Origin of the sequence: Thermostichus lividus PCC 6715 (assembly GCF_002754935.1) — a bacterium.
Lineage (GTDB): Bacteria > Cyanobacteriota > Cyanobacteriia > Thermosynechococcales > Thermosynechococcaceae > Thermosynechococcus > Thermosynechococcus lividus.
Window position 1 is genome coordinate 2,462,501 of the sequence record NZ_CP018092.1, and the last position, 17,696, is coordinate 2,480,196.

At 52.7% G+C, this 17,696-nt stretch carries 17 protein-coding genes and 2 pseudogenes (1 of these 19 cut by a window edge); 12 read left to right on the top strand and 7 right to left on the bottom strand.

Annotation, left to right across the window (positions count from 1 at the left end):
* Window positions 1-1,047, top strand: the 3' portion of a protein-coding gene (locus BRW62_RS11980; protein WP_099799606.1) for an IctB family putative bicarbonate transporter. Its footprint begins 315 nt before the window's first position; only the last 1,047 of its 1,362 coding nucleotides appear in the window; its start codon lies beyond the left edge, outside the window; its stop codon occupies window positions 1,045-1,047.
* Window positions 1,048-1,104: 57 nt separating this feature from the next.
* Here the strand turns inward: BRW62_RS11980 and BRW62_RS11985 are convergent, their stop codons facing one another.
* On the bottom strand, window positions 1,105-1,341 hold the full coding sequence (locus BRW62_RS11985; RefSeq protein WP_099799607.1) for a hypothetical protein: 237 nt from the start codon (window positions 1,339-1,341) through the stop codon (window positions 1,105-1,107).
* 685 nt (window positions 1,342-2,026) lie between these two features.
* Here BRW62_RS11985 and BRW62_RS11990 point away from each other — a divergent pair.
* Window positions 2,027-3,127, top strand: coding sequence for a Get3/ArsA fold putative tail anchor-mediating ATPase NosAFP (locus BRW62_RS11990; protein ID WP_099799608.1), 1,101 nt, complete (start codon window positions 2,027-2,029; stop codon window positions 3,125-3,127).
* 14 nt (window positions 3,128-3,141) lie between these two features.
* On the opposite strand, the pseudogene BRW62_RS11995 reads toward BRW62_RS11990, so the two are convergent.
* From BRW62_RS11995 to BRW62_RS12010, 4 genes and pseudogenes are all read right to left on the bottom strand, one after another.
* Window positions 3,142-4,450, bottom strand: a pseudogene (locus BRW62_RS11995) (RNA-guided endonuclease InsQ/TnpB family protein).
* Between the two features lie 113 nt (window positions 4,451-4,563).
* Window positions 4,564-5,859 (bottom strand): histidinol dehydrogenase, encoded by a 1,296-nt coding sequence (hisD, locus tag BRW62_RS12000; RefSeq protein WP_099799609.1) that lies wholly within the window; start codon window positions 5,857-5,859, stop codon window positions 4,564-4,566.
* Between the two features lie 165 nt (window positions 5,860-6,024).
* Window positions 6,025-6,375: a hypothetical protein gene (locus BRW62_RS12005; protein ID WP_099799610.1), complete on the bottom strand. Its 351-nt coding sequence runs from the start codon at window positions 6,373-6,375 to the stop codon at window positions 6,025-6,027.
* A gap of 14 nt (window positions 6,376-6,389) precedes the next feature.
* Window positions 6,390-7,403 (bottom strand): zinc-dependent alcohol dehydrogenase family protein, encoded by a 1,014-nt coding sequence (locus tag BRW62_RS12010; protein WP_099799611.1) that lies wholly within the window; start codon window positions 7,401-7,403, stop codon window positions 6,390-6,392.
* A 233-nt stretch (window positions 7,404-7,636) separates the two neighbouring features.
* On the opposite strand from BRW62_RS12010, the gene BRW62_RS12015 reads away from it, so the two are divergent.
* From BRW62_RS12015 to sipA, 3 genes are all read left to right on the top strand, one after another.
* Window positions 7,637-8,254 (top strand): transposase, encoded by a 618-nt coding sequence (locus tag BRW62_RS12015; protein WP_157768370.1) that lies wholly within the window; start codon window positions 7,637-7,639, stop codon window positions 8,252-8,254.
* Window positions 8,239-8,376 (top strand): DUF3122 domain-containing protein, encoded by a 138-nt coding sequence (locus BRW62_RS15390; RefSeq protein WP_376787922.1) that lies wholly within the window; start codon window positions 8,239-8,241, stop codon window positions 8,374-8,376. Before BRW62_RS12015 ends, BRW62_RS15390 begins: the two co-directional genes overlap by 16 nt.
* Window positions 8,377-8,516: 140 nt before the next feature.
* Complete coding sequence (sipA, locus tag BRW62_RS12025) at window positions 8,517-8,732, top strand: regulatory protein SipA (protein ID WP_099799614.1); 216 nt, start codon at window positions 8,517-8,519, stop codon at window positions 8,730-8,732.
* Window positions 8,733-8,771: 39 nt separating this feature from the next.
* Here the strand turns inward: sipA and BRW62_RS12030 are convergent, their stop codons facing one another.
* The gene (locus tag BRW62_RS12030; protein ID WP_099799615.1) at window positions 8,772-10,055 is read right to left on the bottom strand and encodes an RNA-guided endonuclease InsQ/TnpB family protein; all 1,284 of its coding nucleotides are present in this window, start codon (window positions 10,053-10,055) and stop codon (window positions 8,772-8,774) included.
* 187 nt (window positions 10,056-10,242) lie between these two features.
* Between BRW62_RS12030 and BRW62_RS12035 the strand changes: the two genes are divergently transcribed.
* Both BRW62_RS12035 and BRW62_RS12040 read left to right on the top strand, forming a co-directional pair.
* Window positions 10,243-10,929 carry a DUF3153 domain-containing protein gene (locus BRW62_RS12035; RefSeq protein WP_198406042.1) on the top strand — a complete coding sequence of 229 codons (687 nt, stop codon included), beginning with the start codon at window positions 10,243-10,245 and terminating at the stop codon, window positions 10,927-10,929.
* Window positions 10,926-11,969 carry an AI-2E family transporter gene (locus BRW62_RS12040; RefSeq protein ID WP_099799616.1) on the top strand — a complete coding sequence of 348 codons (1,044 nt, stop codon included), beginning with the start codon at window positions 10,926-10,928 and terminating at the stop codon, window positions 11,967-11,969. The genes BRW62_RS12035 and BRW62_RS12040 overlap by 4 nt, the downstream gene beginning before the upstream one ends.
* Here BRW62_RS12040 and fmt read toward each other — a convergent pair.
* Window positions 11,966-12,943, bottom strand: a complete 978-nt coding sequence (gene fmt / locus BRW62_RS12045) for a methionyl-tRNA formyltransferase (protein ID WP_198406043.1) — start codon at window positions 12,941-12,943, stop codon at window positions 11,966-11,968. The two genes, BRW62_RS12040 and fmt, sit on opposite strands and share 4 nt — an antisense overlap.
* A 99-nt stretch (window positions 12,944-13,042) precedes the next feature.
* On the opposite strand from fmt, the gene lepB reads away from it, so the two are divergent.
* The 5 genes and pseudogenes from lepB (at window position 13,043) to BRW62_RS12070 (ending at window position 17,694) form a co-directional block, all read left to right on the top strand.
* Complete coding sequence (gene lepB / locus BRW62_RS12050) at window positions 13,043-13,675, top strand: signal peptidase I (RefSeq protein WP_099799618.1); 633 nt, start codon at window positions 13,043-13,045, stop codon at window positions 13,673-13,675.
* Between the two features lie 76 nt (window positions 13,676-13,751).
* Window positions 13,752-15,754, top strand: a pseudogene (gene bchD / locus BRW62_RS12055) (magnesium chelatase ATPase subunit D).
* 90 nt (window positions 15,755-15,844) lie between these two features.
* A complete protein-coding gene (locus BRW62_RS12060) occupies window positions 15,845-16,798 on the top strand; it encodes an SPFH domain-containing protein (RefSeq protein WP_099799619.1) in 954 nt (317 codons plus the stop codon).
* Between the two features lie 10 nt (window positions 16,799-16,808).
* Window positions 16,809-17,081 (top strand): phosphoribosylformylglycinamidine synthase subunit PurS, encoded by a 273-nt coding sequence (purS, locus tag BRW62_RS12065; RefSeq protein WP_099799620.1) that lies wholly within the window; start codon window positions 16,809-16,811, stop codon window positions 17,079-17,081.
* Window positions 17,082-17,088: 7 nt separating this feature from the next.
* Entirely contained in the window at window positions 17,089-17,694 is a 606-nt protein-coding gene (locus BRW62_RS12070) for a hypothetical protein (protein ID WP_099799951.1), read from the top strand.
* The last annotated feature ends 2 nt before the right edge of the window (window positions 17,695-17,696 follow it).

Consider the following 17,696-nt stretch of genomic DNA (forward strand, 5'->3'; position numbering starts at 1 on the left):
CTGTCACCGGTGCCACGGGCTGCTGTTGTGGGGTTAGGGAAGCTCAGCTTGTACGTGCTGTTTTTTGCTTTGGCAGAGCGGGTGATGCGTGATGAGCGGTGGCGATCGCGCCTGCTGACGGTTTATTTGTTAACGGCTTTAGGGGTGAGTGTCGAAGCTATCCGGCAGTGGCTGTTTGGGGCAGAGCCGCTGGCCACGTGGACGGATCCGGAGTCGGCGTTGGCAAATGTGACCCGGGTGTATAGCTTTTTAGGAAATCCCAACCTGTTGGCAGGATATTTATTGCCCAGTGTGCCTTTGAGTGCGGCGGCGATCGCGGTGTGGCGGGGCACATTACCGAGGGTTCTTGCAGTGGTGATGCTGGGGATGAATACGGCTAGCTTGATATTGACCTTTAGCCGGGGTGGCTGGCTGGGGTTGGCTACCGCCACGATTGTTGGTGTGGGGCTGCTGGGGTTTTGGTATTTACCGCAATTACCCTATCGGTGGCGGCGCTGGGGAGTGCCCCTCCTGCTGGGACTGTTGGTGGCTACTTTGGTGGGGAGTGTGGTGAGTGTACCAGCGTTGCGGGAGCGAGCGGGCAGTATTTTTGCTGCGCGGGGAGACAGTAGCAATAATTTCCGAATTAATGTGTGGATGGGGGTACAGCAAATGATTCAAGCGCGCCCGTGGCTGGGGATTGGCCCCGGGAATGTGGCGTTTAATCAAATTTATCCGCTGTACCAAGTCAATGTACGGTTTACGGCGTTGAGTGCCTACTCGATTTTTTTGGAATTACTGGTGGAAGTGGGCGTGATTGGGTTTGGCGTTTTCCTGTGGTTATTGCTGTTGGTGGGCGATCGCGCTTGGCAATGTTTAGGCCAATTACGTGCTAGGAACAATCCTCAAGGGTTTTGGCTGATGGCAACGGTGGCCACAATGGCGGGAATGCTGACCCATGGCTTGGTGGATACGATATGGTTTCGCCCGGAGGTTGCAACCCTATGGTGGCTAATGGTGGCGATCGTGGTTAGTTTTGTCCCCCAACAGGAAAATGCTGCCTCCTGATACCTCAAGGCAACCGGCCAAGTAAAGGGGGATTTATTTGTACTAAAGATTTTTGAGTTAGTCCTGTTGCCACTCTTGAAGACCTGCCGTAACGGCCGAACCTTGATCGTGCCAGCCACAGTGGGAGCAGTGGCACTGGCCAAGGGCAACATTGGAATGATGGATGGGTTGTCGACATTCGGGACAGCGCCCGGTGAAGTAAGGATGGTGCATTAGCATCCGAATTTGCTCAACAGGGGATAGGTGGCCAATAACTTGTTCGAGTGTGGCCGATTGACCATCGACGTATGACATCAGGGAATCCAAATAACTGACGAAATTTAAGCGATGAGGTCATCGTGAATTCAGTATGGCGGCGATCGCCCCGATGGGGGAATCGTAAAAATACGGAAAATCCTTGCGCCAACCTGTGGAAAACTCCAAAAAGCCTGTGGAAAAATCTGGGGAAAATCTGGGGAAAACTATAGAAAAACTCTGGAAAATTGTGGAAATCTTTTTATTCTTTTATTAAGCATTTAATCGCCTGTGGAAAACTACCCAATTTTTTCCACAGGTTTTCCACAGGAATGAATAGGCTCAAACCAAGTCAGGGTCAGGGGTTTACTATGTTTTTCCACATTTTCCACAGCCCCTACTACTACTATAAGAATATTTATAAGATCAGTAGTAGTAGAGATCTTAGAGATCTACGATAAAAAGTTCTGAAAAGAGGAAATTAAGCTAGGGAGCACTACACACCCCGGTTCACGGAAAGGGCTGATCAACCCTAAACATCCGTAAATAGCTACCAAAAGGTAAATGGCAGCCAAAGGGTTCTAAAACAGCCAAGAAGCAGGGTGAACCCATAAAGCTAGGGGATTTATCCTTCATGCCCTTTAGGGGGCTTTTAAGGGGATTCTGTGGGGCGCTAAGGGGAGTGTTCTATTGAACGTTTGCCGATACCATAGTCCAAGTACTACCCATCTCTTTCTAGGCTTCCATGACACGCATTGTCACTTTTTTAGGGTCAACCCCAGAGCAGCAAACGGCTCTTGGTCTAGCGGTTGCTCAGTGGTTTGCTGAACATCAGCAACGAACCCTCTTGGCGTTGCCAGCACCGGCAACCACATTGCAGTATTTAATTGGTGATGTATATAAAGAAACTGGGTCTCAAGCGGTATCTGTTGGCGATCGCCTTTGCGTAACACAACTGTTTGCTACTCAAAGCTTGGATATGGCTTGGGATGATCTCAATCGCCTTGTGGAGTCCTATTTACCGCCGGAGCTGGTCGGCAAGGTCTATGCGGGTGAACTGATGATTTTGCCTGGTATGGATATGCTGTTGACCCTAAATGCCCTACGGGTCTATTACAGCAGTGGCGAGTACGATGTGATTGTTTACGCAGGTGCGAATAGTCGAGATACGTTGCGGTTGATAGGATTGCCTCAAGGACTGGCTTGGTACTATCGCCGGTTTCGCCGATTGTTAGAGCAACTGGATATTAACAAAATTGCGACTGCTATGGGTGGGCCGATCGCCAGCGCCATTATGGCTGCGAACATTGATACCCAAAAAATTAATGAGCGACTTGCCCAAGCCAAGGAATGGGTGGATCGCGGTGTGACGATTGCTTCAGATGGGCAGCGGCTATCGGTATTTTTGCTAACCAGTCCTGCCGCGCTTGAGATTGCCCAGACGCAATGGTTGTGGGGGAGTGCTCAACAGGTGAATGTGCCGATTTCTGAGGTATTTTGTTTGGGAGAGGCAACCCCTGATGTCAATCAAGCCTTTGCACCGTTACGGATTTCAACCCTCCCGACCGACCTTAGAGCTTGGCAGTCCCTTGTACCCAGCTTGCCTGACTTTAACAACCTAGCGAGTGCCCCTGCTCCCCACGAATTTGATGAGGTGCAACAGCAGGTACGTATTTTTCTGCCCGGGTTTCGCAAGGAGCAAGTAAAGCTCAGTGAGTTTAGCGGTGAGTTAACGGTCGAGGCAGGAGACCAACGCCGCCACATTGAACTGCCCCCCAGCCTTAAGGGAAAACCTGTGCAGGGCGGAAAGTTTGAAGCACCCTACTTGATTGTGAACCTATCTTGACATACTCCCCCTGCCTAAAGGCAGAGGATTCTTGTTCTTGGTTCTGCGAGCGCACTTACTTCATCAGGTTTCCCCTCTAAAGCAGCGGTGCATCTCTCCCCAAGCGTTCCCCCTTGCGGGGCGGTTCCCTTATGCCCTAAGGTACCGTTTTGCCACTCCATTCCCAAGATGTTTAGTCCCTTCTTGAGGATGTTCAGAGCTGCGTTCTGGTCTCTGCCCATCTCAAACCCGCACTTAGGACAACTATGAGTTCTAGTGGATAGGGTTTTCACGACCCTATGCCCACAGTTACTGCAATCCTGCGTGGTGTACTGCGGCGGTACGCTGACTACTGCCTTGTCCCATACCTTACCGTAGTAGTCTAGCCAAGCAGTGAATTGAGACCAGCCAGCATCATGGATGGATTTGGCAAGATGATGATTCTTGACTAGGTTCTTCACCTGCAAGTCCTCATACACCACGACAAAGCGCTCCGCGCCGCCAAAGGCGAACGTTAGATGCCACTACGCACCGAGCAAGCTTGATTGCCCAGTCTTTACGTTGGCGTTGCACTTTCAGATGTACTTTGCCTAGTCGCTTTCTTTGCTTGTGGTAGTTCTTAGATTGGGATTTTGCCCCTTTCTTGAACTTCCGACTTAACCTGCGTTGGTGTTGCTTTAACCTCCGTTCACTACGTCTTAAAAACTTAGGACAATCGACCGTGTTTCCGTTCTGGTCGGTGTAGAAGTGTTTTAACCCCAAGTCAATACCGATGACATTGCCTGTGTATTGTCCTTGCTCTTTGCGCTCTACATCCAAGCAGAATTGAGCATAGTACCCATCTGCTCTGCGTACCACTCGCACTCGGTTGATTTTAGAGTTGAGGATATGCTGTCTTGCCTCTCCATTGCAGTACAAGGCAAATGTACCTGCATTGAAGCCAAAGGACTCCGTCCCGCTTACGCGAACGGTGAAGGTGATGGACAGTCCATCCGCTGATAGCTTCCAACCCGATAGCTTGTACTCTACAGAGCGGCAGTGCTTCTTGAATTTGGGGTATCCCTTCTTTGCCTCCTTGTTCTTGCAGTTGGTATAGAAGCGAGAAATGGAAGCCCAAGCTCGCTCTGCACTTGCCTGCCTTGCCGCTGAGTTTAACTTTTTAGCAAAATCAAACTCTTGAGCCAAGGTTTTGCAGTGGGCATAGAGGTCATTCCTGCCCACACCACGGTTGTCCATCCAGTACCGTACACACTTGTTGCGCACAAACTGTGCGGTACGGATGGCTTCGTCCAGAGACTGATATTGCTCCTGTGTGCCCTTTAGCTTGGCTTCTATGACTCTCATGGTTCCATTTTATCACAGACTCAGCTTGATAAAACAATATGCGCCTTATATCCCCATAGCTAAAGCTAGGGGCTTTACGGCATTTTTCGGTAAGCCATGCAACAAAAGGGGGGTTACGGTTCGATTCGCAGGCGGACAGAGTCGCGATGGGAGATGAGACCCTCGGTTTCGGCAAGGGTTATCACGGCTCCCCCCTGTTTCAGTAGGGCAGCAGGGGTGTACTGAATAATGCTGGAATGTTTGAGGAACGTTTCCACCCCTAGAGCAGAGGCATAGCGCGCAGAGCCGGAGGTGGGTAAGGTGTGGTTGGGGCCGGCAAGATAGTCACCGACAGCTTCGGGGGTGGCATAGCCTAGAAAAATAGCTCCGGCATGGCGCACCCGTTCCACAAGGCTCCATGGATCGTCAACTTCTAGTTCGAGGTGCTCGGGAGCGAAACTATTGGAGAGGTCGATGGCCTGCTCTAAGCTCTCAACGATGCCAATGAGGCCGTAGTGGGCGATCGCCTTCTCGGTGAGGAGGCGGCGAGGATGATCCGTAAGCTGGTCATTGACTGCAGCAACGACTGCTTGAGCGAGGTGCAGACTGGGGGTAAGGAGAATTGCGGCCGCTAGGGGATCGTGTTCCGCTTGTGCTAGCAGATCGGCGGCAATGTGAACGGGATGGGCATATTCATCCGCAATAATGAGGACTTCCGATGGGCCTGCAAGGGAATCAATGCCAACGCGACCATACACCTGTTTTTTGGCCAGCATGACGTAGAGGTTGCCGGGGCCGGTGATCACATCAACGCGGGGAATCGTTTCTGTGCCGTAGGCAAGGGCAGCAATGGCCTGCGCCCCACCCACCCGGTAAATTTCCTGAATCCCTGCTTCTTGGGCGGCAACCAGCACTGCTGGACTAACCCCCTTGCCTTGGCCGGGAGGGGTGACCATGACAATACGCTTGACCCCAGCAACTTGGGCGGGCACGGCATTCATGAGCACGGTACTGGGGTAGGCGGCTCGACCTCCGGGGACGTAGAGACCCGCGCTATCAACCGCGGTATAGCGTTTGCCAAGCACAATGCCATCTTCCCCAAACTGCACCCAGCTTTTGGGCACTCGCTGCCGATGGAACGCTTCGATCTGTTGCTTAGCAAGACGGATGGCATCGAGTAATTCTTTCGAGACTTGCTGATAGGCAGCGTCTAGTTCATCCCCTTTAATTCGTAGTGTTTCTGGGGTCAGGTCAACGTGGTCAAAGGTGCTGGTGTATTCAATGAGGGCGCGATCGCCCTCGGCAGCTACCCGCTGAAGGATTGTCGCAACGGTGGCGTGTTGCTGGTTCATCTCGCTACTGTCGGTGCGATCGCAAATGCGGCGCAGTTCAGCGCGTAGGTCTGTTAACTGAGTGATGATCCGCAACATGGTCGTTCACGTAGGGCAAGGCTGAAACAGGGGCAAAGGTTAAAAAACCTTAATCAACCCTATTACTAGCTTACAGTGATTTCTTAATTGCAGGGGCGGCTTACCCATCCCCTCAGGGCGCCCCACTCGTGAGCAATCGGGTTGTGACTGTTTCTAGGGAGGTGGTTAGAACTGCCCCTCGCTGAGAATGGCCTCCCCACTAAAGCGCTGGCCGCAATAGCTGAGGCGACCATTAAAAATATGGCAGGTGCGGTAAGCATTGTTCGCCCAAATCACTGTTTCACCAGTGAACCATGCGCCACAATAACTCAGCCGACCATTGAAGACATGACATGTTCGGTAGGCGTTGCGATCCCACAGTACCGTTTTGCCGGTAAACCAACGGCCACAATAGCTAACCATCCCAAAGTTAACGCGGCAGTATCGATAGGTGTGAGTCTGAGCCGTGTGGCCATACAGTGTTCCTGGCCAGAGGGGGGCAATGGTGAGGTTGAGGAGGAGCACGTGAGCCAGCATGGGCAATCCCCCAGCTAGAAGACTAACACTACCTTACCTTGGACTAAACGCTGACTCAGGTAGTGGTGGGCATCGGCAGCGGCACCGAGGGGAAAGGTTTTATCCACGACGACCTGAAGGTCGCCGCGATCCACGAGGGTAGCGACCTGTTCGAGGATCTGGCGTTGGTGGGCTAAGGCGCTGGGTATTCCCAACAGCTGAGGGGTGAGCATCAAGGTGAACTGAACCAGCAGGTTGCGCTGGCGAGCAAGTTTCCACGGGGTGTCTGCCCCTGGCTCCAATAGGGTAGAGAGGCTGCCATAGGGGCGTACGGCTCTAAAGGTGTCGCTAAAGGTGGCACCCCCTACGGTATCCAGTGCGATGTCAACCCCAATTCCTCCTGTCCATTCAAGGATGGCATCGACCCAATTTGTGGTGGTGTAGTTGATGGCCAAGGCTGCTCCAAGGCGCTCCACAAATTTGGCTTTGGCAGGAGAGCTAATGGTGGTGGCCACCTTCGCCCCAAACCGCTGCGCTAGTTGAATGGCGAGATGACCAACACCGCCAGCACCGGCGTGAATGAGGATGGTTTGAGCGGTGGAGAGTAGGTTGAGTGCCGGCACACCGCCGCGATCGCCTAGGGCTTCCCAAGCCGTAATGACCGCTAAGGGTAGTGCTGCGGCCTGAACGAAGGAAAGGGATTTAGGCTTGTGGGCAACAGCAACCTCTGGAACAACGGTATATTCCGCGTAGCAACCGCCGCGATCGCCCAAGCCGCCGTAGCAAAAGTACACTTCATCTCCCACCTTGAGACGCTGCACGGCTGAGCCAGTTTCCACCACAATGCCGGAGCCATCACAGCCCAAGATAGCGGGTAAGCGATCTGGGAAAAAGGTGCCCCGCTGCCGCAGCTTGGTATCAATTGGGTTGACACTGGCTGCCCGCAGTTGGATTTTAACCTCGTCGTTGGCTTCAATTTCGGGATCTGGGACATCCTGTAGCTTAAGAACGTCAGTAGAGCCAAACTCGGTGATGGCGATCGCTTTCATAAGCTCATCAACTTTTTATGTTTTGCCTTAACGAGTCAGGACAATGGACTCTCAACCCCATTGTGGCATCCACTCAACACCGACTGCTAGACCGTACAGTGCGAGCTTCCAGCAGACACCTGCCGATCGCCCTAGGCTTCTACTCTGAACTGAGTGGGTGCACGGATGACGACATCAGGGAGTTCTTAACGGCGGATGAGCAGCAGCGCCAGAAGCAGGAAGATGTGAGGCAAGTGCTTGAGGCATGGGGAGCAGCAGTACTCAATCAAATTATTGAGGTGAGCATTGACCTGTCTGGAAACTATAAAAGTTTGGTTCATAAACTCCTACCGAATGCTACGGTGGTTGCTGACCGATTTCATGTTATAAAAATTGTGAATCAGGAATTGGATAAGGCTCGACAAAGTATTTGTAAAGCGAATGAGCAGACGGTAAATGAAGTCCAGAAAGCCCAGATTGCAGCCGCGCTCAAACAAAGTAAATATGCGTTACTCAAGCCGGAGGAAAATCTAACTCAGAAGCAAAAAGCAAAACTGGAAGAAATTCGAGAAGTAGTGCCAAGTCTGGCTCGAATGCATCAGGAGAAGGAATCGTTTAGAGCCATCTTTGAGCAAGCAAAAGATTGGAAAGATGGAACCTTTCAATTGCTCGATTGGTTAGCTCAAGCTCAGGATTCTTTTCAAGAGAGCGTAAGAACAATTTGTCGGTGGTTTGGTGAAGTCACCGCCTATTTTGATAATCACACAAATAGTGGTGTTGTTGAAGGTATTAACAATAAATTGAAGCTGATCAAACGGATTCTGCCAATCCAGAACCAAATGTTGCTCAGTATGATTTGCAGCCTATTTTGATGCAATTAGACCCTGCGGTGCCACTGCGATTGGAAATTCCTAGCCTCCATCAATCAAGCATCATATTCAATGTTTCACCAATACTGATCCAAGAGTGGCGATCCTTAGCTGCTCAATCTTAATCAATTTAATCTCCATAGCTTGAATTCCCCGTCTGCTTGCAACGGGGGGAATGTCACAAAGTCAAGGAGAAATCCTCAGCTATGGGGGTGGGGTGGACAAGATAAGGAGTAAAGTAGAAGAAGGTCATACATCTAAAGCAATGGGACAATCGTTTTCTGTGGGCGATCGCGTCCGTTTGATTGAACTACCCGCCTATGTCAAAACCGCTGAACCGATGCCCATGCTCCGTCCGCCCAGTGTATTAACCCTTGGCGAGGAAGGGATCATCCTGGGGCAGCAGCCGGGCAATTACTGGGTTGTCCGCTTAGAGCGTGGCTCCTTTTTACTAGAGGCCAAGTATCTGGAGCGGGTTTAGCACGAACCGCAAAGTTTCAGGTTGACATACTCCCCATGCCTAAAGGCAGGGGATTCTTGTTACTAGTTCAGCGACAGCACTTACCATTTCAGGTTTCCCATCCATAGCAGAGGTGCTTATCTCCCCAGTCGTTCGGGATTTCTCCCCAGTTCCCTTTTGCCCAAAGGTACTGTTTTGCCACTCCATCCCCAAGATGCTTAGCCCCTTCTTGAGGATGTTCAAAGCCGCATTCTGGTCTCTGTCTAACTCAAACCCGCACTTAGGACAACTATGGGTTCTAGTGGATAGAGTTTTTGGCACCCTATGACCGCAATGAGTACAGTCCTGTGTGGTGTATTGCGGCGGTACTGACACTACTGCCTTATCCCACACCTTCCCGTAGTAGTCCAGCCATTGGGTGAACTGAGACCAACTAGCATCATGGATGGATTTGGCAAGATGATGATTCTTGACTAGGTTCTTCACCTGCAAGTCCTCATACACCACGACATCGTTAGATGCCACTACGCACCGAGCAAGCTTGATTGCCCAGTCTTTACGTTGGCGTTGAACTTTCAGATGTACTTTGCCTAGTCGCTTTCTTTGCTTGTGGTAGTTCTTGGATTGAGGTTTCGCCCCTTTCCTGAACTTCCGACTTAATCTGCGTTGATGCTGTTTTAACCTCCGTTCACTACGTCTTAAAAACTTAGGACAATCGACCGTGTTTCCGTTCTGGTCGGTGTAGAAGTGTTTTAACCCCAAGTCAATACCGATGACATTGCCTGTGTATTGTCCTTGCTCTTTGCGCTCTACATCCAAGCAGAACTGGGCATAGTACCCATCTGCTCTGCGTATCACTCGCACTCGATTGATTTTAGAGTTGAGGATATACTGTCTTGCCTCTCCATTGCAGTACAGAGCAAATGTACCTGCACTGAAGCCAAAGGACTCCGTCCCGCTTACGCGAACGGTGAAGGTGATGGACAGTCCATCCGCTGATAGCTTCCAACCCGATAGCTTGTACTCTACAGAGCGGCAATGCTTCTTGAATTTGGGGTATCCCTTCTTTGCCTCCTTGTTTCTGCAGTTGGTATAGAAGCGAGAGATAGAAGCCCAAGCTCGCTCTGCACTTGCTTGTCTGGCTGCTGAGTTTAACTTTTTAGCAAAATCAAACTCTTGAGCCAAGGTTTTGCAGTGGGCATAGAGGTCATTCCTACCCACGCCCTTGTTGTCCATCCAGTACCGTACACACTTGTTGCGCACAAACTGTGCGGTACGGATGGCTTCGTCCAGAGACTGATATTGCTCCTGTGTGCCCTTTAGCTTGGCTTCTATGACTCTCATGGTTCCATTTTATCACAGACTCAGCTTGATAAAACAATATGCGCCTTATATTCCCATAGCTAAAGCTAGGGGCTTTACGGCGTTTTTCGGTAATCTGGTCATATAGATTAAACGTGCTCCCCTAGGCGCTGATGCGCGTGGGGTTGACCTTCCATAGCCGAACAAAGCGTAAGGACAAGCATTGGTGATGCAGCGGTGGCTACTTTGGCTTTTACTTCCCCTCGTTGTTTGTTTCAGTGGCTGTGTACAGGCAGATTTAGCCATTGAGCACCACGGGCAAACCGGCGGTCAACTGACCTACAATGTCAACCTGCCGACAACCGACCCAAAAACAAGCAGGGAACTGGTACAACAGGTACAGCACCTTGGGGGCAAGGTCACACAGCGGAACGAGACCAGTGTGCGGGTGGCTATCCCCTTTGAGACCAGTCATGGGTTAGCCACCGCCCTTAGCCAGATCGTCAGCATTCCCTATCTTGCTGGCTCCTCAGCCCACGCCGAGATTTTTGATCAAAACTGGCTACTCTTTGTGCGCGAGCGTCTTCGCTACGACATTGATTTACGTCCCTTGGGTGTGCAAAGTAGCACCCAAGAGGTGTTGGTTGCCCCGCAAGCCCTGCTGGATTTTACCGTAAGCTTGAAAACCTTGTGGGGAGCACGACCTGTGACCACGTCTCCCTTGCGTGCCGATACGCTGGTTAATCCTAACGTCACTCGTCAGGGCGATCGCCTAAGTTGGCACTTGGTGCCTGGGTATTTGAACCACCTAGAAGCCGTTTATCTTTATCCTAGCCCCTTGGGCTGGGGAACCCTCGCTATTCTCGGCTTGCTCGCGCTAGGCTATTGGGGACGCGATCGCTCGCAAAAAATATGAGATGGTACGGCACACCTGGGAGTTGGCAACGTTACCTTAGCTATTTTTTTGTTGGCCCCCTTCTTGTGCTCAACCTCTGGGTAGTCGAGCAGTTTTACCTGTACTTTGAATACCTGATTAACATTTTGGTCATTGCCGCCATTTTGGCCTTTTTACTCAATCAGGTGGTCAAGCGGTTATGCCAGCGGGGGTTAAGCCGCCCCAATGCCATTGCCATCGTCCTAGCTATTACCTTACTTGTGGTAAGTATCCTGCTGCTGCTGCTGCTGCCCCTTGCGCTGCAACAGGCGGAGGAATTGCTGACACAACTACCAGAGTTGGCCAATACAGGCAACCAAAACCTGCGACACCTTGATAACGTTCTCCAGCGCTACAACTTCCCAGTGGGGGTCGATGACCTCACCGCAGAGTTTGTGGAGCAAATGAAGGGGTTGGCTGCCATTTTGCCGGGGGTTGCCATTACCACCCTAGGTAAGTTTGTGGATACGCTGCTGGTGTTGATTCTAGCGGTCTATATGTTGTTTTACGGCGGGCAAATTTGGCGTGGCCTTATCACCCTGCTGCCCCAAGAGTGGCGAACTGTGGTGGATCGCTCCCTACAGGTCAATATTCGCGTTTTTTTTTCAGCTCAACTCTTTTTAGGGCTATTTATGTTTTTAGCCTTAATTCCCTTCATGATTGTCTTGCAGGTCAACTTTGGCTTCCTTTTTGCCCTGATTATTGGTGTTGCTCAACTCATTCCTGTGGTGGGGGCAACCCTTGGCATTGGACTGGTTGTCCTGCTCATTTTGTTTCAGGATGCTTGGCTAGCCTTGAACATCCTAGTCATTGCCGTGGTGCTCCAGCAAGTTAAGGACAATCTCCTTTCCCCGAAACTAGTAGGGAATTTAATTGGCCTCAACCCACTGTGGCAGTTTATTGCCCTGTTGATTGGCGCACGAGTGGCTGGCTTTTTGGGCATTCTCTTGGCCATTCCTTTGGCAGCCACCGTGAAGACAACGGTACTCCATCTACGGGCAGGGGAGCAGGCTGCCTCTTAGCCCAAGGATGCCCCAGTGACCAGCCGCACACCATTGACAAAGTCCCAGCCAGACTGAGGTTTGCCGCCACTTAGTTGGACTTGACGCAGGAGCAGCCCTCCCGCTGCGGTTTGCACCACCGGCCCCCAGCCTTTAATGAGGGTAATGACGGTACCGTTGGCGGCGGCGGCGCTTGGTGGGGATACGTAGGCCTGAAGTTCCGAGGGGAGTGCTGCTTGAACTGCCGGCGTTAAGGGCCATGTTTGGATGACTTTGAGGGGCATACCCTGCCAGTAGGTAAAGGCGCGGGGGGTAAAGGCACGAACTTGATTGTGGAGCTCTAGTGCCGATCGCCCCCAGTCTAAGGCAAAATCATCTTTTTGCAGAAGCCGGGCATAGGTGGCTTGCTGCTCATCTTGGGGTTGAGGAGTTAACTGTGGCAGTTGCCGTAGGGTTTTGAGTAATAGCTCTGCCCCTAGGTGGCTGAGTTTGAGGGCAAGGGTTTGGGCGGTATCGTCGAGGGCGATCGCCACCGCACTACGCAGCAGGATCGGGCCTGTATCCATACCAGCATCCATCAGCATGGTCGTCACCCCTGTTTCCGTTTCGCCGTTGTAGAGCGCCCACTGAATGGGAGCAGCGCCGCGATATTTCGGCAGCAAAGAGCCGTGGATATTAATGCACCCTTGGCTAGGAATGGCCAGCACGTCAGGTGAGAGAATCTGGCCGTAGGCCACCACAACAAAGACATCCACCGCCAGCGATCGCAGCAGAGCGTGCAGATCCCTATCCTGTTTAATGCGCTGGGGCTGCCACACAGGTAAGCCATGGGCTAGGGCAACGTCCTTGACGGGCGAAGGAATGAGTTGACTGCCACGCCCCCGCCGCTTGTCCGGTTGCGTGACCACCCCCACAACCTCGACATCTGGTGCAGCCAGAAGGCGCTGCAGGGGAACAATGGCAAACTCCGGCGTGCCAAAGTAAATAATCCTCAAAGTTGATCTCCCCTGCCCTGTACCCATGGGAAACAATTCTCTCGGCTATAGTATCGTGTAGTGCAAGATTAATTATGTTCATTTGCGAGATTCCTTACCATGTCCGATGGCCAATTGCCGCCCACGAATGCCCCTGAACCTACGACGGTGACCCCCACCAAAGCACCGGAACCATGGTGGCTAGAAGTGGCGAAAACCCTTGGACTGGCAGCAGTACTGGCCTTTGGCATTCGCACCTTTGTGGCGGAAGCCCGCTACATCCCCACCGGCTCCATGGAAGAGACGTTGCTGATTAACGATCGCCTGATTATTGAAAAAATCAGCTATTATTTCCATCCCCCCGAGCGCGGTGACATCATTGTGTTTAACCCCACGCCAACGCTTCAGCAAGCTGGGTTTCGGGATGCGTTTATTAAGCGCATTGTGGGCTTGCCGGGCGATCGCGTCGAGTTGCGCCAAGGTCGCGTCTATGTCAACAATCAGCCCCTTGCGGAGCCTTACCTATCCCCCGGTACCTTTACCAGCATTGACACCTGTGCCGGAATGCAACCCTACCTTGCTCAGCCGCAGGTGATTCCGGCAGAGAGTTACTTGGTGCTAGGGGATAACCGCAACAATAGCTTTGATGGCCGCTGTTGGGGAGTCGTGCCCCGCAGCTATGTGATTGGGCGGGCGGCACTGCGCTTTTGGCCGTTGGATCGGTGGGGTAGCATTCCAGCTCCTCACAACTAGGTTTTATGGGACGATAGAGAGCAGGCCGCTTGGCTACAGTTTTCAAGTGTTGATTGTTTGAAGTGCTTAGTACCCCATGACGATCGCGATCGCCCCGTTTCCCATCACCGCTGTTGTTGGCCACGAAGCCATCAAGCTTGCCCTGCTGTTGGCGGCAGTGGATCCTGGCTTGGGGGGGTGATCATTGCTGGACGGCGTGGCACCGCTAAATCAGTCCTAGCGCGGGGAATCCATGCCCTTTTACCCCCCATTGAGGTTATTGATCAAGGCGATCTGCCCATCCCCATCATTGCCAACCCCGATCCCGCAAGGCCGCAGGAGTGGGATAGCCGGCTACAGGCATGGCGACAGGCTCATCCTGATGTTGAACTGCCCACCAAAGTCATCCCAGCCCCCTTTTTGCAAATTCCCCTCGGGGTCACCGAAGATCGGCTGCTGGGCGCAGTCGATGTGAGCCAATCGGTGCAGCGGGGCGAAGCAGTATTTCAGCCCGGATTACTGGCAGCAGCCCATCGTGGCGTGCTCTACGTCGATGAAATTAATCTTCTTGATGAGCAACTAGCCAATGTCCTGATGGCCGTCCTGAGTGCGGGACGCAACCAAATTGAGCGCGAAGGTATTAGCCTTGACCATCCCTGCCGCCCCCTGCTCATTGCCACCTACAATCCCGATGAAGGGGACGTTTCACCCCATGTCTTAGATCGCTTTGCGATCGCCCTTTCAGCAGATACAGTACTGGGGTTGGATGAGCGTGTTGAAGCCGTCGATCAGGCCACTCGGTTTGCTGACTCTCCCCAAGCCTTTCTAGAGCAGTACGCGGGTGAGCTAGAGGATCTGCGTACCCAAATTATTTTGGCGCGGGAATGGCTGAAGGAGGTAACGATTCAACGGCAGCAGATTGCTTACCTTGTTACAGAAGCGCTGCGAGGTGGGGTACAAGGGCATCGCGCCGAACTCTTTGCGGTGCGCGTCGCCAAAGCCCATGCGGCTCTGAATGGCCGCAGTGAAGTTACTGCCGAAGATCTGCGCCGTGCTGTTGAGTTGGTCATTGTGCCACGAGCCACCCAACTAGAGCCACCACCGCAACAGCCGCCGCCACCGCCGCCACCGCCAGAGAACCAAGAGGCACAGCCAGAAGACGAGCCGGAAGACCCCGATGCACCACCGGAGGAGCCGCAAGAGATGCCACCGATTCCGGAGGAGTTTGTCTTTGAAGCCGATGGCACCATCCTCGATGAATCAGTGCTCTACTTTGCCCAAATTGCCCAACGCCAAGGGAAATCTGGCAGCCGCAGTTTAATTTATTCCCAAGATCGCGGGCGCTATATCCGACCCATTTTGCCCCGTGGCCGGGAGGGACGCATTGCCGTTGATGCGACTTTGCGCACGGCTGCACCTTACCAAAAAGCGCGGCGATCGCGCCAACCCCACCGGCGGGTAATTGTTGAGAATAGCGATCTGCGCATTAAGCGCTTAGCCCGCAAAGCAGGGGCACTTATCATTTTTGTGGTTGATGCCTCCGGCTCCATGGCTCTCAACCGGATGAACTCTGCCAAAGGCGCTGTACTACGGCTATTGACCCAAGCGTACCAAAACCGCGATATGGTGGCGCTCATTCCCTTTCGTGGCGAACAGGCCGATGTCTTGCTACCCCCAACCCGCTCCATTGAAGCTGCCCGACGGCGCTTAGAAACATTGCCCTGTGGGGGTGGCTCCCCCCTAGCCCACGGCTTAACCCAAGCGGTACGGGTTGGTCTGAATGCCCGTCAAAGTGGCGAAATTGGCCAAGTGATGATTGTCGCCATTACCGATGGACGGGGAAATATCCCCCTCAGCCGCTCCCTAGGCGAGACGCTGCCGCCGGATACCAAACCGGATGTCAAAGCAGAAGTTCTGGACATCGCCGCCAAAATCCACAGTCTTGGACTAAAACTCTTGGTGATTGATACCGAGAGTAAATTTGTTTCAACAGGGATGGGCAAAGAATTGGCTCAGCACGCAAGAGGCAAGTATTACCATTTGCCTAAGGCCACGGATCAGGCGATCGCTCAAGTCACCCAAAATGCCCTGCAATTCTAAACGTAACAGAATGTAAAGATGAACTACTAGCAATAACGCCCAGCCCCTCAGCGACTAGAGTAGAAGTGAATTATTTTGGGAACGGTAATCATGGGTGAATTGTTCGGTTTACTCTTTTTACTGGTCGTGGGCGGATCGGGTATCGCCAGTTCTGTACGGATTATCAATCAGGGCAATATGGCGCTGGTAGAGCGGTTGGGTAGCTATAGTCGCCGCCTTGAACCGGGGTTGAATTTTGTACTGCCCATTTTGGATCGGGTGGTATATGAGGGCACGATTCGGGAGAGAGTGCTGGACATCCCACCGCAGCAGTGCATTACTCGCGATAATGTCTCCATTACCGTGGATGCCGTTGTCTATTGGCGGATTATTGATATGGAGCGCGCCTACTACAAGGTGGAAAACCTCAAGATGGCGATGGTGAACTTAGTGCTGACCCAAATCCGCGCTGAAATGGGCAAGTTGGAACTCGACGAAACGTTTACAGCGCGTTCCCAAGTCAATGAAACCCTGCTCAAGGATCTCGATATTGCTACAGATCCGTGGGGAGTAAAGGTCAATCGGGTTGAGTTGCGCGACATTGTGCCTTCGAAGGCAGTACAGGAATCCATGGAATTGCAAATGTCCGCGGAGCGCAAGAAACGAGCCGCCATTCTTACCTCAGAGGGGGAGCGCGAAGCCGCGATTAACTCTGCCCGCGGGAAAGCAGAGGCGCAGGTGCTAGCCGCGGAGGCTGAGCAGAAAGCAGCCATCCTCGCTGCCGAAGCGGATCAAAAAGTGGTGGTCTTGCGTGCCCAAGCAGAGCGGCAAGATCAAATTTTGCGGGCGCAGGGCACCGCTGAAGCAATGAAAATTATTGCCGCTGCCCTCAATGAGGATCCAAAGGCCAAGGATGCCTTGCAGTTTTTACTGGCGCAGGGCTACCTTGATATGGGGCGTACCATTGGCCACAGTGATAGCAGCAAGGTACTATTTATGGATCCGGGTAGTATTCCGGCTACGATTGAAGGTGTGAAGTCGTTAATTGATCAGACCCCCGGTTGAGGTGTTGCCCATGGCAGAGTTCAAGGCACGAGTTTATGTCACCCTGCGACCCTCAGTCTTGGATCCAGCAGGAGTGGCGGTGCAAGCGGGCATTCACCATTTGGGCTACACCAATGTGCACTCTGTACGCATCGGCAAGCTCGTAGAACTCACTCTTGAGGCAGAGGATCGCACCACGGCCGCTCATCAACTTGCGGCGATCGCCGATCAACTGCTCGCAAATCCGGTCATTGAAACCTTTCACATTGACCTCGATGATGTTGCTACACCGTCTGCGCTCTGAGGGTGTCATGTTTAGCTGGTGGGATGAGTTGTTGAGCAGTATTGAAGCGGGGATAAAGGCGGGGATTGAGTCTGGCTTACAGTCCATTGCCGACACCCTTGCCCCATTGCTGCAAGTGCCAGAGCCAGCGGCACCCTTTCAGCGGGTGGCGCTCTTTCGCCCAGGGATTGACCACCCCATTAGTGGCGCTGGGTTGAAAACCGAGGGGGCAGCATGGCGGATTGAGTCCCATTGGCCGCAGACGGTGCCCCTCTTTGAAATGCCTGAAGCCCATCTTTGGTTAGAGGTGCCTTCGGCGCAGGCAGGCGATCAATTGTTGCTGTGTCGAGCGTTGGTTAAAACGGCAGCGTTGACGGAGGGGGCGCAGTTGTTTCTCAGTCGTGCCCAAACCTTTGGCTGGACCTTTTCGCGTACTGTGTCCCTTGAAGGCGATCGCGACTGGCATATTTGTGAAGTGCCGTTTCATCTTAAACCAGACCCCCAGACGCCGGGCTTTATTAAAATTGGTGTGGAATTTATGGGGCGCGGGGTGATTTGGCTGCGGGATATTGAACTGCTCCATGCCCCTGCTAAGCTCACGCCAATCACTGATGTGATGGACAGACTGCTGTGAGA

Excerpts from the sequence above, each read along its gene's own strand:
- BRW62_RS11985 (WP_099799607.1), bottom strand. The coding sequence starts at position 1,341 with ATGTCATACGTCGATGGTCAATCGGCCACACTCGAACAAGTTATTGGC.
- BRW62_RS11990 (WP_099799608.1), top strand. The coding sequence starts at position 2,027 with ATGACACGCATTGTCACTTTTTTAGGGTCAACCCCAGAGCAGCAAACG.
- hisD (WP_099799609.1), bottom strand. The coding sequence starts at position 5,859 with ATGTTGCGGATCATCACTCAGTTAACAGACCTACGCGCTGAACTGCGC.
- BRW62_RS12005 (WP_099799610.1), bottom strand. The coding sequence starts at position 6,375 with ATGCTGGCTCACGTGCTCCTCCTCAACCTCACCATTGCCCCCCTCTGG.
- BRW62_RS12010 (WP_099799611.1), bottom strand. The coding sequence starts at position 7,403 with ATGAAAGCGATCGCCATCACCGAGTTTGGCTCTACTGACGTTCTTAAG.
- sipA (WP_099799614.1), top strand. The coding sequence starts at position 8,517 with ATGGGACAATCGTTTTCTGTGGGCGATCGCGTCCGTTTGATTGAACTA.
- BRW62_RS12030 (WP_099799615.1), bottom strand. The coding sequence starts at position 10,055 with ATGAGAGTCATAGAAGCCAAGCTAAAGGGCACACAGGAGCAATATCAG.
- BRW62_RS12035 (WP_198406042.1), top strand. The coding sequence starts at position 10,243 with ATGCAGCGGTGGCTACTTTGGCTTTTACTTCCCCTCGTTGTTTGTTTC.
- BRW62_RS12040 (WP_099799616.1), top strand. The coding sequence starts at position 10,926 with ATGAGATGGTACGGCACACCTGGGAGTTGGCAACGTTACCTTAGCTAT.
- lepB (WP_099799618.1), top strand. The coding sequence starts at position 13,043 with ATGTCCGATGGCCAATTGCCGCCCACGAATGCCCCTGAACCTACGACG.
- BRW62_RS12060 (WP_099799619.1), top strand. The coding sequence starts at position 15,845 with ATGGGTGAATTGTTCGGTTTACTCTTTTTACTGGTCGTGGGCGGATCG.
- purS (WP_099799620.1), top strand. The coding sequence starts at position 16,809 with ATGGCAGAGTTCAAGGCACGAGTTTATGTCACCCTGCGACCCTCAGTC.
- BRW62_RS12070 (WP_099799951.1), top strand. The coding sequence starts at position 17,089 with ATGTTTAGCTGGTGGGATGAGTTGTTGAGCAGTATTGAAGCGGGGATA.